Raw genomic sequence first — 14,236 nt, forward strand, 5'->3', positions numbered from 1 at the left:
GGGTGGGACGATGGCGGAAGTATATGCCCCTACAATGCCGCCATGGACCCGCATCAGCACAGCAGCCGCATCGTCCTTCCGCCCGGGGGGTGGGCTTCGATCGTGGACTTCCTCTGCGAACGATTTCCCGCCGTCGACCGCGAGGCCTGGATCGAACGGATGGAGCGGGGCGCGGTCACCGCGGATGGCGTCGAGGTGCATCGGCTGGCGCCGTACCGGCCGGGCGCCGTGGTCACTTATCGGCGCGAAGTGCCGGACGAACCACGCATCCCGTTCGAGGAGACCGTCCTCCACGTGGACGACGACCTGGTGGTCGTGGACAAGCCGCATTTCCTGCCGGTGATGCCGGCGGGGCGCTACGTGGAGGAGACGCTCTCGGTCCGCCTCGTGCGCCGGCTCGACAACCCCGACCTCGTTGCCTTGCACCGCCTCGACCGGGCCACGGCGGGTCTGGTGGTGTTCTCGGCCCGGCCCACGAGCCGCGATGCCTATACGCGATTGTTCCGCGACCGCGCCATCGCAAAGATCTACGAAGCCGTGGCACCGCCGCTGCCCGAGCGTGCGTTCCCCTTCGTGTACGAGAGCCGCCTCGAACGCGGGGAGCCGTTCTTCCGCATGCGCGAGGTGCCAGGCGCGCCGAACGCCCGCACGAAGGTCGACGTGATCGAACGTGGGGACCGCGAGTGGCTCTACCGCCTCGAACCCATCACCGGCCGCAAACACCAGCTGCGCGTGCAGATGTCCGCGCTTGGCGCCCCGATCGTGGGCGACCCGGTCTACCCCACGCTACGCGATGAAGCGCCCGGCTTCGCGGAACCATTACGCCTGCTGGCACGGGAGCTGCGCTTCGTCGATCCATTGAGCGGGGTGGAGCGCGTTTTTCGTAGCGAACGGCAGCTAGGTCTGGATTAGCAGCTGCCTGGATTAGCAGCAGGGCCTGGATTAGCAGCAGGGCTTGGATTAAAAGCTGGACCTGGATCAGGTGGGAAGCGCGCTCGCGCGCGAGGAATCTTGCCGCAAGCACCCATCGCGCGCCAGCGCGCTTCCCACCCGCTCGCGCGTCAGCGCGGGGCAGGGCCGCATCATCGGGATATCGACCTTTCACAGCGACGGGCGCAAACTATGCGCTCCCCCGCCGCCGCTTCCCGGATGACTCCCGCCCCAGGCTTCCGCACCGTGGCCCTGATCATCGCCAGCGCGATGTTCATGGAGCAACTGGACGGCACGATCCTCGCCACGGCCTTGCCGGCCATGGCGGAATCGTTCGAGGTATCGCCACTGCACATGAGCGTGGCGCTCACGTCGTACATGCTGAGCCTCGCCGTGTTCATTCCCGCCAGCGGCGCAATCGCCGACCGTTACGGTTCGCGCAACGTCTTCCGCACGGCCATCGCGTTGTTCACCCTCGGCTCCATCCTTTGCGGGGTATCGGGTAACCTCACGCTGCTGGTGCTTTCGCGCCTGTTGCAAGGCATCGGCGGCGCCATGATGGTGCCGGTCGGCCGCCTGGTGCTCCTTCGTTCCGTGCCGAAATCCGAACTCGTCTCCGCCATGTCGTGGCTGTTGGTGCCCGCGCTGATCGGGCCGGTGGTGGGGCCGCCACTGGGCGGCTTCATCGTCACCTGGGCGTCGTGGCGCTGGATCTTCTACATCAACGTGCCCATCGGCCTCGCCGGCATGTGGCTGGCCACGAAATACATCCCCGACGTGCGCCTGCCGGACAAGGTGCGCTTCGACCGGCTCGGCTTCGTGTTGTCCGGTGTGTCGCTGTCGTGCCTGGTATTCGGGCTCGAGATGGTCAGCCATGGCGTGACCTCGCTGTACGGATCGACCGGCCTGATCCTCGCCGGGTTGTTGGTGGGAACCCTTTACGTGCGGCACGCACGCCGCGCGGAGCATCCGATCCTCGACCTTTCGCTGATGCGATTCACCACGTTCCGGCTGTCCGTGGTGGCGGGGTCGCTAACGCGCATCACGGCCGGTTCGGTGCCTTTCCTGTTGCCCCTGATGATGCAGTTGGGCTTCGGCTTGTCGGCGGCGCATAGCGGCGTGGTCACCTTCGTATCCGCGCTGGGCGCGATGTTGATGAAGGCGACGGCGGCGCCCGTGCTGCGCATGTGGGGCTTTCGCAGCACGCTGGTGTGGAACGGTGTGCTGTCGATGCTGTGCGTCGCGCTGTGCGCGGCGTTCCGGCCCGACTGGCCGCTGTGGACGATCTATACGGTGTTGTTGTTGAGCGGCTTCTTCCAGTCGTTGCAATTCAGCGCGTATAACACGGTGGCCTATGCGGACGTGCCGAGCGAGCGTTTTTCCGCCGCGACGAGTTTCTATACGACGTTCCAGCAGTTGATGCTGTCGCTGGGCATCTGCGTGGCGTCGGCGGCGCTGCATGCCTCGGTGGCGTGGCATGGGCGGGAAGACGCGCAGCTGCCGGATTTCAGCGTGGCCTTCCTCGTGGTGACCTTCGTGTCGCTGGTGGCCGCGCCGGTGTGCGCGTTGCTGCCGAGGAATGCGGGGGCGGAGATGAGCGGGCACCGCGCGAGGTAATCGCCGACAGGGTCGGCTCCCACCAGAGCAAGGTAGCAGCAGCGAAGCCAGATAGCAGTGGCTTTGGTGGGAGCCGACCCTGTCGGCGATAACCAGCGGCTAGAAGAGTCAGGGCAGGGCGAGGCTGTGCTATGGAAGGGCGACAGGCTGTTTTATCCACGGCCCGGGAACACCCGGTAACGCCGACAACATCCGCGCCTGCACGACGAACTCGCGGCGGGGGATCTCGATCGCGCCCATGCTCAGCAAGTGGTCGTTGGTGACCTGCGCATCCAGCAGGGGGAAGCCCCAGCCATGCAGCAGGTTGCATAGCGCCGCCAGGGCCACCTTCGATCCGCCGGTGCGGGCGCTGAACATGGACTCGCCACAGAACAGCCGGCCGACCGCCACGCCATAGATACCACCCACCAGCGAGCCCCGGTCCCACACCTCCACGCTGTGCGCATGTCCACGCCGGTGCAGTTCCTCGTAGGCGGCGATCATGTCGTCGCCGATCCAGGTGCCGGGCTGGCCATCGCGTGGCGCGGCGCACGCGCGCATCACGCGGCTGAACGATGTGTCGGCTGTCACGCGCCATGCCGAATGGCGCAATTGCTTCCGCAGGCTCCGGCTGATGTGCACGCCGTCGGTGCGGAACACGCAGCGCGGATCGGGCGACCACCAGAGGATCGGCTCGTCCGCGTTGAACCACGGGAAGATGCCCTGGCTGTATGCGGCGAGCAGCCGGTCGGGCGACAGGTCGCCGCCCCACGCCAGCAGGCCGTTCGGATCGGCCAGCGCGGTCTCCGGGTCGGGAAACACGCCCAGGCGCGTGCGATGCAATTGCGGCAACTGGATCATCGGGCGGCGTAGGGCGAATGCGCCATCAGTTCCTCGCGATACGCCTCGCGGTGGCTCGCTTCATGCGCCAGCGCATCGGCGACCGCGCGGCGGAAGCCTTCATGGGCGATGTAATGGCGCGAGTGCGTGAGCGTGGGCAGGAATCCACGCGCGAGCTTGTGCTCGCCCTGCGCCCCGGGCTCGAAACGTTCGATGCCATGGCGGATGGCGTAGTCGATGCCGCGGTAGTAACAGAGTTCGAAATGCAGGCCGGATACCTCGACGCTGGCGCCCCAATAGCGCCCGTAAAGCGCATCGCCGCCACGCAGGAACAGCGCCATGGCGACGATGTCGTGCGTGTCGCGAGCAAGCGCCACCTGCACATTGGAACCGAGGCTGCGGCCCAGGTATTGAAAGAACCGCGCGGTGAGTGCCGCGTGGTTCCCCTTCATGTCGAAGGTGAGTTCGTAGAGCGCGTGGATCTGACGCCACTCCGCGTCGCTGAACTCGTCGCCGCCACGCATCTCCAGGGTGAGCCCCGCCGCGTGTGCGTGCGCGCGTTCCTGACGGATGTTCTTGCGCTTCTTCGAGGTGAGCGCGCCGAGGAAGTCGTCGAAGTCGGCGTAGCCATGGTTGTGCCAGTGGAACTGGTAGTCCGCGCGTGCCAGCCAGCGGTCGTCGAAAGCGTCGAGGTCGGCGTCGGCAAGGAAGTTGGCGTGGATCGAGGAGAGCCCGAGGCGATCGGCTTCATCCACCAGTGCGGCGGTGAGCTGGTTGCGCAACACCTCGGCGTCCAGGCCGTCGCGCACGAGCAGGCGTGGGCCGGGCACGGGCGAGTAGGGCGATGCGACGAGCAGCTTTGGGTAGTAGTTTCCGCCGGCGCGTTCCCATGCCGAGGCCCAGCTCCAGTCGAAGACGAACTCGCCGTGCGAGTTGCCCTTTAGATAGGTGGGCGCCGCGGCCACGAGCCGGCCGTGTTCGAAGATGCCCAGGTGGTACGGCCGCCAGCCGTAGTCCTCGCGCAGGCAGCCCTTCGCCTCCATGCCGCTGAGGAAAGCGTGCGACACGAAGGGGTTACCGTCGGGCACGAGCGCGTCCCAGTCGGCGGCTGGAATGCCGCCGAGGCCGTCGAGGAAGCGCGTTTCGGTCATGCAACCCTCTGCGAGTGCCAGGGTGGTGGGAGGAAGCGGCAAGGTGGTGGGAAGCCTCTACCTCTAATCAGTGGGAAGCTCAAAGGTGGTTGGAAGCTCAAGGGTGGTTGGAAGCCCAAGGGTGGTTGGAAGCCCAAAGGTGGTGGGAAGCGCGCTGGCGCGCGATGGGTGCTTGCGGCAAGGTCCTTCGCGCGCCAGCGCGCTTCCCACCCTTCCCTGAGCTACCCCTCCCTGGGCCACCCTCCTTGGGCCACCCCTTCCCTGGGCCACCACACCTTGGGCCACCGCTCCTTGGGCGACCACATCGTGGCGGCCTTTAGGTCAGCAGGTGCTGCTGGTCGAGCCAGCGTTCCGCGTCCAGCGCGGCCATGCAGCCGAAGCCGGCCGAGGTGATGGCCTGGCGGTAGACGTGGTCGGCGACATCGCCAGCGGCGAACACGCCCGGCACCGAGGTGGCCGTGGCCATGCCGTGCAGGCCCGACTGGATCTGGATGTAGCCGTCCTTCATCTCTAGCTGGCCTTCGAAGATGCCGGTGGCCGGGGTATGGCCGATGGCGACGAAGAAGCCCTGGACATCGAGGTCGCGCTTGGCGCCGGTGTTCACGTCCTTCACGCGGACGCCGTTCACGCCCGAGTCGTCGCCCAGGATCTCGTCGATCTGGTGGTTCCAGAGCAGCTCGATCTTGCCGGCGGCGGCTTTCTCGAAGACCTTGTCCTGCATGATCTTTTCGGCGCGCAGCTTGTCGCGGCGGTGGACCAGGTAGACCTTGCGGGCGATGTTGGCGAGGTAAAGCGCCTCTTCGACAGCCGTGTTGCCGCCGCCGACCACGACCACGTCCTGGTCGCGGAAGAAGAAGCCGTCGCAGGTGGCGCAGGCGGAGACGCCACGGCCCTTGAACTTCTCTTCCGAGGCGATGCCCAGGTACTTGGCGGTGGCGCCGGTGGTGATGATCAGCGCATCCGCGGTGTACTCGCCGCTGTCGCCCTTGAGGCGGAAGGGGCGGTTGCCCAGGTCGACGCTGTGGATGTGGTCGAAGACCATCTCGGTCTCGAAGCGCTCGGCGTGCTCGGCCATGCGGCGCATCAGTTCCGGACCCTGAACACCCTTTTCGTCACCCGGCCAGTTGTCCACCTCGGTGGTGGTCATCAGCTGGCCACCTTGCTGCAGGCCGGTGATCATCGTCGGCTTCAGGTTGGCGCGGGCGGCGTAAACCGCGGCCGTGTAGCCGGCGGGGCCGGAGCCGAGGATCAGCAGGCGGCTGTGCTTGGGGGTGCTCATGTATAATCCTTGAGGTTTACTGCAGCGTGTTTCAGTCGTACCGCTCGCCTCTTGCGGCAGGATGCTAAGGCCGTATCGAGGTCCGCGAGTCACGTTGTCGACCCGGAAGAATGGGGAACACGGGGGTGCGATTCAAGACATTTGCTTATTCTGTCCGACTTTAGTCAGCTCATTCAGGATCCTCCATACGATGCGCATCGGTATCCCCTCCGAAACCAAGACCCTCGAAGGCCGCGTGGCCCTCATTCCCGCCGCCGCCGCCGACCTCGCCCGTCGCGGCCACGAGGTATTCATCCAGGCCGGCGCCGGCAGCAAGAGCGGCTACGCCGATGCCGACTACGCCGCACTGGGCGTCACCGTGCTGCCCGACGCCGCCGCCGTCTATGAGAAGGGCGAGCTGATCGTCAAGGTCAAGGAACCGATCGAAGGCGACCTCAAGCTGCTGAAGAAGCACCACCTGCTGTTCTGCTACCTGCACCTGGCCGCCGAGCCGGCGCTCACCCGCAGCCTGCTCGACATCGGCCTGACCGGCGTCGCCTTCGAGTCCGTGGACGAGAACGGCGTGCTGCCCCTGCTGCTGCCGATGTCGGTCATCGCCGGCCGCATCGCCACCCAGATCGGCACGACCCTCCTGCACCAGCCCAACGGCGGCAAGGGCAAGCTGCTGGGCGGCATGGCTTCCACGCCGCGCGGCAAGGTCGTGGTGCTGGGCGCGGGCGCGGCCGGTGGCAACGCCGCGGCGCTGGCCGCCTCGGCGGGCGCCAACGTGGTCGTGTTCGACAAGCGTCCGGACCGCATGGCCGAGATGATGGCCCTGGGCCCGAATGTCACGGCCCTGTACGCCTACGAGTCGTCGGTGGCCGAGGAAGTGCGTAACGCCGACATCGTCGTCGGCGCCGTGCTCATCCCCAGCGCCAAGGCGCCGCGCGTGGTCACCGAAGACATGGTCAAGACGATGGAGAAGGGCTCGGTGCTCGTCGACATCTCGATCGACCAGGGCGGCTGCTTCGAAACCTCGCGTCCGACCACCTGGAAGGAGCCCACCTATGACGTCCACGGCGTGACGCACTTCTGCGTGACCAACATGCCGGGCGCCGTGCCGCAGACCTCGTCCACCGCCATCTCGGCCGCCATCCTGCCGTACGTGCAGCGCCTGGCCGCCGGCAACGAGTGGCGCGACTACGCCCCGCTGGCCGCGGGCATCAACATCGAGAACGGCAAGATCGTGCATCCGGCCCTCCAGGGCATGGCATGATGCCGGACACCGGGACCGAGGTCGTTCGTTAGTGGCGCGTAGCGCGAAAGTCGTAAAGAAGCAGGCCAAGGCGCAGGTCAAGGCCCAGCGGGAGGGCTTGAGCGACGAGCTCAAGCGCCGCCTGCGCGAAGCCGGGGCACTGCTCCTGGTCCCGCTCGCCCTTTACCTCCTCGTCTGCTTGCTCAGCTACAACGACCAGGACCCGAGCTGGGGCCACATGGGCGTCGCCGAGCGTGCCACCAATTTCGGTGGCGCGGTCGGAGCGAACATCGCCAACCTGCTCCGGTACATCTTCGGCCTGGTGTCGTACGGTTTTCCGTTGTTGCTCCTCGCGCTAGGGGTCCAGGTGATCCGTCATCGCGGTGAGCGCAACGTGCAGCCCTGGGAGCCGTCGCTGCGGCTCATCGGCTTCGTTTTTTTCTTCATCACCGCGCCCGCTCTGGTCTACCTCAACGTGGATGCCACCGTGCTGCCGGAAGGCCCGGGCGGCATCGTCGGCAAGTGGGTGGGGCATGGCCTGCACAACGCCTTCGGCGACAAGGGTGCGCCCTTGCTGCTGCTGGCCGTGTGCCTGATCGCCGTGACCCTCGCCACCGGCCTCTCGTGGTTCCGCGTGATGGACAACACCGGCGAGATCGTCATGCGTGTCGCCGGCTGGTTCGGCGGCAAGATGCGCCGCGCGCCCGACGTGATGGCCGCCCGTTCGGCCCGCGCCGAACGCGAGGTGGTCAAGAAGGCCGACGCGGTGAAGCAGGCCAAACGCGAGCCCGTGCGCATCGAGACGCCGGCGCCGATGGTGGTCAAGAGCGAGCGTGCCAGCCGCGAGAACCAGATTCCGCTGTTCACCGGCGCATCGATGGACGGCGAGATCCCGCCGCTGTCGCTGCTGGACGAAGCGCCGCCGCAGGGTCCGGGCTATTCCGAGGAAACCCTCGAGGTGCTCTCGCGCCAGGTGGAACTGAAGCTCAAGGATTTCCGTGTCGATGCCCGCGTGGTCGGTGTGTATCCCGGCCCGGTCATCACCCGTTTCGAACTGGAGCCCGCGGCCGGCGTGCGCGGCAGCCAGGTGTCCAGCCTGGACAAGGACATCGCGCGCGGCCTTTCCGTGGTCAGCGTGCGCGTGGTCGACGTCATTCCGGGCAAGAACGTCATCGGCCTGGAAATCCCGAACACCAAGAAACAGATCGTTTACCTGTCCGAGATCCTGCGTTCGGAACGCTACGACCAGGTGAAGTCGCCCCTGGCGCTGGCCCTGGGCAAGGACATCGGCGGCAAGGCCGTGGTCACCGACCTGGCCAAGATGCCCCACCTGCTCGTGGCCGGTACCACCGGTTCGGGTAAGTCGGTGGCGGTGAACGCCATGGTGCTGAGCTTGTTGTACAAGTCCAGCCCCAAGGACGTCCGGATGATCATGATCGATCCGAAGATGCTGGAACTCTCCGTCTACGAGGGTATCCCGCACCTGCTGGCGCCGGTCGTCACCGACATGAAGGAAGCCGCCAACGCGCTGCGCTGGTGCGTGGCCGAGATGGAGCGCCGCTACAAGCTCATGGCCGCGGTCGGCGTGCGCAACCTCGGCGGTTTCAACAAGAAGGTGAAGGACGCCGAGAACAACGGCCAGCCGCTGCTCGATCCGCTGTTCCGCGCCAACCCGGACATGCCAGGCATGGTGGCCGAACCGCTGCAACCGCTGCCGCACATCGTCATCATCATCGACGAATTCGCCGACATGATGATGATCGTCGGCAAGAAGGTCGAGGAACTGATCGCGCGACTGGCGCAGAAGGCGCGCGCCGCGGGCGTGCACCTGATCCTCGCCACGCAGCGTCCCTCGGTCGACGTCATCACCGGCCTGATCAAGGCGAACATTCCCACGCGCATCGCCTTCCAGGTGTCCTCGAAGATCGATTCGCGCACCATCCTCGACCAGTCCGGCGCGGAAGCCCTGCTGGGCCACGGCGACATGCTCTACCTGCCGCCGGGCACGGCCACGCCGGAACGCGTGCACGGCGCCTTCGTGGACGACCACGAGGTGCACAACGTGGTGGAATGGTTGCGCGCGCAGGGCACGCCGAACTACATCGACGGCGTGCTCGAGGAAGTGCAGTCGACCTCCGACGGCAAGATCATCAACGACTCCGGCCTGCCGCAGGACGCGGAGGGCGACAGCGACAGCGACAACGCCCTCTACGACCGCGCGGTGCGCGTGGTGACCGAGACGCGACGCGCCTCGATCTCCGGCGTACAGCGCCACCTGCGCATCGGATACAACCGCGCCGCCCGCCTCGTCGAACAGATGGAGCAGGACGGCATCGTCAGCGCGCCGCAGCACAACGGCAACCGTGAAGTGCTCGCGCCGCCGCCTCCGAAGGACTGATCCCGCATGAACGCCATCAAGCCGGGCGCGCTTCGCCAGCGCCCCTGGGGCCTGCTCGTCACCGGTGACCTCGTGCCCACGGCCGAGGTGCTCGACGAGGTCGAAGGCATCTTCGAACTCAACCCGTCCATTCCGGGGCTGGAACTGCGCAGCGACGACGGCCGCGCCTGTTTCGTGACCCGCGACTACCCGCAAGGCCACACGGCCGGGGTGGACGACGCCCTGGAAGTCATCTTCGCCGAGCAGCCGGAGATCGCCGAGATCGCCGTGCTGGGCCAGGAAGCCCGCCCGGTGCACACGGCCACGCGCGACGCGCCGTTCTGGCATCGTGACGGCAAGGCCATCGCCGACATCAGCGAGAAGATGGAAGCCGGGGAAATCACCCCGGGCGAAGCCATCGACATGCTTAAGTCGCTGTTCGAGACCGATCGCTGACAATCGCGCCGCCACCCACGGAAACCACGCCATGAAACGCCTGCTGCTCGCCGCGACGCTGTCCCTCCTGAGCCTGCCGACCTTCGCCGCCGGCCCGGCGCGCGATCGACTGGATGCCTTCGCCAAGGGCATGCACTCGTTGTCCGGCCGTTTCAGCCAGACCATGGCCAACGCCAATGGCGATCCGGGCAAGACCAGCACGGGCACCATGGCCTTGCAGGCGCCGCGCCAGTTCCGCTGGGAAACCACGGCGCCGTACAAGCAGACGATCGTCGCCGACGGCAGCCGCGTGTGGCTGTACGACCCCGACCTCGAGCAGGTCACGGTACGCAAGCAGAGCACCGAGGAAGCGCAGAGCCCGCTCACCGTGCTGACCGACCTCTCGCAGATGGACAAGGACTTCAAGGTCGCCGAGATGGGCGAGCACGATGGCTTGCAGTGGCTGCGCCTGCAGTCCACCAGCAAGGACCCGCAGTTCGACTACGCCGACCTCGGCTTCGACGCCAGCGGCCTGGCCCGCATGGTGTTCAAGGACCAGCTGGGCAACACCACGACGATCCAGTTCGCGGGTTGGCAGCGTAACGCCGCCTTGCCCGCCGACACCTTCAACTTCGTGCCGCCGCAGGGCACCGACGTGATCGGCGACGCCCCCGTACTGCAAACCCAGCCGGTCAAATGAGCTTCTTCACGCAAACCGGGTGGGAAGCGGGCTGGCCCGCGAGTCCTAGACCTCACCGCTTCTTTCGCCCGTTGCCGGCGTAAGCCACCCGCGCCGGGATGCTCACCGTCACGAGTGTTCCGCGCTGTGGTGCCGACTGCACCTTCAGCTTGCCGCCCATGCGCATCGCGCGTTCGCGCATGCCGACCAGCCCGAAGTGCTCGTTGCGGTCATCGCGTGTGTCCGGCACGGCGGTGAAGCCGTCGCCGTCGTCGCTCACGTGGATCTTCAACGCCCGCCGCGCATGCTCCACGGTGATGCGGATGGACTGCGCATGGCTGTGCTGCATGGCGTTGATCACGGCCTCGCGCACGATGCTGTAGAGCTCGTCGATCGCCACGGGATTCACCGCGCGCCGCCGTGCGCCGTACTGCACGGCGAAGTACACGGGAATGCCGACGTTATCGGCGAGGCCGGCGATGCGGTCTTCGAGCGAGCCTTCCTCGGAAGCATGGCTGCGTAGCCCCTTCACCCGGTCGCGTCCTTCCACCAGCAGCGCCTCGGCGCGGTCGATGGTGTGCTCCAGCGCCGCGCGCGACGGATTTTCCTTCGCCAGGCCGTCGACGAACACCTGGAACTTCAGGATGAGGCCCTGCACGCCTTGCAGCAGCGTGTCGTGGAGTTCCCGCGCGATGCGCTCGCGCTCGCCGTGCCGTTCGTCCAGGCGCAGCCGCAGACGTTGCGTCAGCAGGCGCACGCGCCAGCGGTGGGCGAGCCACACGAGTCCCGCGGCGGCCAGCAGGCAGAGCACCTTGAACGGCGTGCGCTCGACCAGGTGGGGTGCCACGATCACCGCGAACGGTGTCGAGCGGCACCAGTGCAGGCCGTCATAGGACGCCTCGGCCCAGAAGCGGTACTGGCCTGGCGGCAGGTCGGTGTACAACGCCTCGTGCCGGTTGCCGGCATCCTGCGGCGATCCATCGGCATCTTCGAGCTTGTAGCGGAACGACAGCCCGCGTGGGCGCCCGGGGGCCAGTGCCGTGTACATGACGCTGAGGTCGCGAGTGTCGTGCAGCCGCACCGTCTCGCCGGGTTGGAAGGTCGTGGCACCGGAGACCACCGACTTGATGACGACCGGTGGTGGCGGGAGCACGGAAGGCGGTACCGAAGGGTCGAGCCATGCGAGGCCTTGCGAGCCGGCGAACCACAAGCGTCCGTCGCTGGCGGCGAGCGCGGTCGGCAACGGCCGCACCAACTGCGCCGGCCCGGCGAGACCGTCCTCCATCGTCAGCACCTGGACTTCGACGGGGACCTTCGGCTGCCTGAGCGCGGCGTTCCATGCCTGCGGAGTGAAGCGGATCACGCCCGCGATGCCATATGCCCAGACGCAACCGTCCTTGCTGCGGACGATGCCGGTGATCGAATTGAAACGGTCCGCCGGTTGCGCGGTGAGGCGCCGGAAGCGGTCGCCGTCGAAGAACGACAGGCCGTGTTCCGAGCCCACGACGAGATGGTCACCGATGGTGGCGATGGCGGTCACCGGTCCTTGTTCCATGCCGGTGCCGGCGTCGAATCGCCGTAACGTGTTGCCGTCGAGCGTGGCCACCGTGCCGTCGAGGTAGCCGAACCAGGGCTTCCCGGCGGGATCGACATGGATGACGGCGGGCGCGAGGGCGGGGAAGGGCGCGATGGTGGACGCAGGCAACCAGCCGCCGGCCGTGCGCATGTACACGCCGCGAAGCCGCAATGAAATCCACAGGCGGCCCATGCCGTCGCGCGCGATGGCCTGCACGATCGTCCGCCGCTCGGCCGCGTCGTCGGGAAGGTCGATGGTGTCTATCGTGTCGCCGTGCCTGTGCCACAGCGTTCCGCTGCCACCGAACCAGAGCGATCCGTCGGTGTCGCGGTAGGCGCTGTTGATCGCGCCTTCGAAGCCCGGCAGCGCGACCGGGTCGGGCGTGAGCTTCCACAGCAGGTCGGGATAGGCGGTGCGCGCGGCCGTGCCGGTCCAGACTTGTCCCTGGCCGTCCTCGACCAGGGCGAAGTACACCTCGGGCTTGGGGAAACGAATGCGCGAGAGCCATGTGTCGCGGAAGGTATCCAGCCCCATCTTCGTGCTGACCCACACATGGCCGTCGCGATCCTCCAGCAGGACCATGGTGGCCTGCGATGTCATGCCGAGGTCTTCGCTGAAGGTTTGCATCGCCGGATCGCTGGCGTCGCCGGTGGTCCACTTGCCGATGTCGCGGGCAGACATGCGGCAGAGGTTCAGCGCGCACGCGATCGACCAGAGATTGCCGTCGCGATCGAAGATCGTCGTGGTGCTGTTCGCGCGTTTCGGACGAGGATGGGGAAAGGGTTTGCCCCATTCACCCGGCAGGGGATGTAGGCCTTCATGGCTACGCTGCCAGAGGCTGCCATCGGGATGCATCATCAGGTGGCTGCGCGAGCCGTTGCGAATGCCCGTGTCCTCGAAGCGCCGCGCGCCCTTGCGCAGCACGTACAGGTTGCCAGCGGTGCCGGCCCAGAGGTTGCCCCGTGCGTCCTCGAGGAACATGTCGATCTCGTGGGGGATGCCCGATTGGGACGAGACTTCGTTCCAGCGCGAACCATCGAGACGATAGACGCCGACCTCGCTGATGGCCCACAGGTTGCCGTCGCCGCCGGTGCCGAAGTCGTTGACCGCGACGTGGTCGGGCAAGCCGTCCGCGGCGCTGTAAAGCGTGACCTTCCCATCGCGCACGCGCGCCACGCCACCGTTCGCACCGGCGACCCAGAGATCGCCGCCGGGGGCGGCATAGATCGTCCAGGTGGCCTCGCTCTCGTTGCTCGCGGGTGGCTGGAGGGGAATCTTCTCGAAGGTGAATCCGTCGTAGCGGAACAGCCCCATGCGCGTGCTCAGCCAGAGCCACCCGTCCTCGGTCTGCGCCATCGACACGATGCTGGCCGGCGCACCTTCTTCGGCGCGCAACGCGGTGTGGTGGAGCTGGGCCAGCGTGCGCGTGGGGTCGGTGGCATGCGCGACCGGAAGCCACGCAAGCAACGCCGCCAGGAGGAGCATGAGGTGGCGGACGTCAGGAGTGCGCAAGGTCATGTGGGGCGAGGGCGGTATGGCATGGCGGCGTCGTAGGTTAGGGCCAGAGTAACCCGTATCGCCGACAAGTCGGCTTCCACGAAAGCTGGGGTCGGCTCCGTGGGGCAAAACATTGCCGGCTGGAGGAAAAGCATCGCCGACAGGGTCGGCTCCCACCAGCTAGCCGCGGTCTGGTGGGAGCCGACCCTGTCGGCGATGCTCCTGATTTCTGTGGGAGCCGACCTGTCGGCGATGCGGCGAAGCCGCCTCCTACATTCTTGCGATTTCATGCCAGACTCACCCCGGAACATCGGAAGTGGTCAGGGGAGCAAGGGCATGTATCTGGTCTGGGCTATCGTCGGAGCGGTCATCGGTGCCTTCGTGGGAGAAGGTGTCGCCGGTGGTGTAGCCGGCTTCGCCATCGGTTTCCTCTGGGGCCGCACCTCGCAACTACGACGCGACCTCGACCTCGCCCGCGCACAACTCGACCGGCTGGCTCCCGGCACCGCCGCCGCACGCGAAGCCGCATCCGCTTCCGCTTCCGCCTCAGCGTGGTCGCCCACCGCCTGGCCGCCCGCGACCCCACCAGCCTCGACACCCCCAGCAACTTCGTCAGCTACAACGCCCTCATCAGCTACAGCA

Annotated in this window: 10 protein-coding genes; 6 read left to right on the forward strand and 4 right to left on the reverse strand. The window is 67.0% G+C overall.

The genetic code is table 11. The annotated features are described in order from the left end of the window. Positions 1-42: 42 nt before the first annotated feature. Positions 43-912: a pseudouridine synthase gene (locus QFZ41_RS18370; protein ID WP_429200052.1), complete on the forward strand. Its 870-nt coding sequence runs from the start codon at positions 43-45 to the stop codon at positions 910-912. 210 nt (positions 913-1,122) lie between these two features. Then, positions 1,123-2,547: an MFS transporter gene (locus QFZ41_RS18375; protein ID WP_429200053.1), complete on the forward strand. Its 1,425-nt coding sequence runs from the start codon at positions 1,123-1,125 to the stop codon at positions 2,545-2,547. Positions 2,548-2,676: 129 nt separating this feature from the next. Here the strand turns inward: QFZ41_RS18375 and aat are convergent, their stop codons facing one another. The 3 genes from aat to trxB all read right to left on the reverse strand — a co-directional run bounded on the left by aat (position 2,677) and on the right by trxB (position 5,796). Further along, complete coding sequence (aat, locus tag QFZ41_RS18380) at positions 2,677-3,387, reverse strand: leucyl/phenylalanyl-tRNA--protein transferase (RefSeq protein WP_429200054.1); 711 nt, start codon at positions 3,385-3,387, stop codon at positions 2,677-2,679. Then, the gene (locus QFZ41_RS18385) at positions 3,384-4,517 is read right to left on the reverse strand and encodes a GNAT family N-acetyltransferase (RefSeq protein WP_429200055.1); all 1,134 of its coding nucleotides are present in this window, start codon (positions 4,515-4,517) and stop codon (positions 3,384-3,386) included. The genes aat and QFZ41_RS18385 overlap by 4 nt, the downstream gene beginning before the upstream one ends. 316 nt (positions 4,518-4,833) lie before the next feature. Further along, positions 4,834-5,796: a thioredoxin-disulfide reductase gene (gene trxB, locus QFZ41_RS18390; RefSeq protein WP_429200056.1), complete on the reverse strand. Its 963-nt coding sequence runs from the start codon at positions 5,794-5,796 to the stop codon at positions 4,834-4,836. Positions 5,797-5,986: 190 nt separating this feature from the next. Between trxB and QFZ41_RS18395 the strand changes: the two genes are divergently transcribed. The 4 genes from QFZ41_RS18395 to lolA are packed head-to-tail and all read left to right on the forward strand — an operon-like array spanning position 5,987 to position 10,542. Continuing rightward, positions 5,987-7,051, forward strand: a complete 1,065-nt coding sequence (locus tag QFZ41_RS18395) for an alanine dehydrogenase (RefSeq protein ID WP_429200057.1) — start codon at positions 5,987-5,989, stop codon at positions 7,049-7,051. 31 nt (positions 7,052-7,082) lie between these two features. After that, on the forward strand, positions 7,083-9,428 hold the full coding sequence (locus tag QFZ41_RS18400) for a DNA translocase FtsK (protein WP_429200058.1): 2,346 nt from the start codon (positions 7,083-7,085) through the stop codon (positions 9,426-9,428). Between the two features lie 6 nt (positions 9,429-9,434). Further along, a complete protein-coding gene (locus QFZ41_RS18405) occupies positions 9,435-9,863 on the forward strand; it encodes a hypothetical protein (protein WP_371022841.1) in 429 nt (142 codons plus the stop codon). Between the two features lie 31 nt (positions 9,864-9,894). Continuing rightward, entirely contained in the window at positions 9,895-10,542 is a 648-nt protein-coding gene (gene lolA, locus QFZ41_RS18410) for an outer membrane lipoprotein chaperone LolA (protein WP_429200059.1), read from the forward strand. A gap of 52 nt (positions 10,543-10,594) precedes the next feature. Here lolA and QFZ41_RS18415 read toward each other — a convergent pair whose 3' ends face one another. Beyond that, on the reverse strand, positions 10,595-13,615 hold the full coding sequence (locus QFZ41_RS18415; RefSeq protein WP_429200060.1) for an ATP-binding protein: 3,021 nt from the start codon (positions 13,613-13,615) through the stop codon (positions 10,595-10,597). Positions 13,616-14,236: the final 621 nt, after the last annotated feature.

Source organism: Luteibacter sp. W1I16 (assembly GCF_050434905.1).
Lineage (GTDB): Bacteria > Pseudomonadota > Gammaproteobacteria > Xanthomonadales > Rhodanobacteraceae > Luteibacter.

Bases quoted from the DNA above. Each gene is read 5' to 3' on its own strand.
- QFZ41_RS18370 (WP_429200052.1), top strand. From the start codon at position 43: ATGGACCCGCATCAGCACAGCAGCCGCATCGTCCTTCCGCCCGGGGGG.
- QFZ41_RS18375 (WP_429200053.1), top strand. From the start codon at position 1,123: ATGCGCTCCCCCGCCGCCGCTTCCCGGATGACTCCCGCCCCAGGCTTC.
- aat (WP_429200054.1), bottom strand. From the start codon at position 3,387: ATGATCCAGTTGCCGCAATTGCATCGCACGCGCCTGGGCGTGTTTCCC.
- QFZ41_RS18385 (WP_429200055.1), bottom strand. From the start codon at position 4,517: ATGACCGAAACGCGCTTCCTCGACGGCCTCGGCGGCATTCCAGCCGCC.
- trxB (WP_429200056.1), bottom strand. From the start codon at position 5,796: ATGAGCACCCCCAAGCACAGCCGCCTGCTGATCCTCGGCTCCGGCCCC.
- QFZ41_RS18395 (WP_429200057.1), top strand. From the start codon at position 5,987: ATGCGCATCGGTATCCCCTCCGAAACCAAGACCCTCGAAGGCCGCGTG.
- QFZ41_RS18405 (WP_371022841.1), top strand. From the start codon at position 9,435: ATGAACGCCATCAAGCCGGGCGCGCTTCGCCAGCGCCCCTGGGGCCTG.
- lolA (WP_429200059.1), top strand. From the start codon at position 9,895: ATGAAACGCCTGCTGCTCGCCGCGACGCTGTCCCTCCTGAGCCTGCCG.
- QFZ41_RS18415 (WP_429200060.1), bottom strand. From the start codon at position 13,615: ATGACCTTGCGCACTCCTGACGTCCGCCACCTCATGCTCCTCCTGGCG.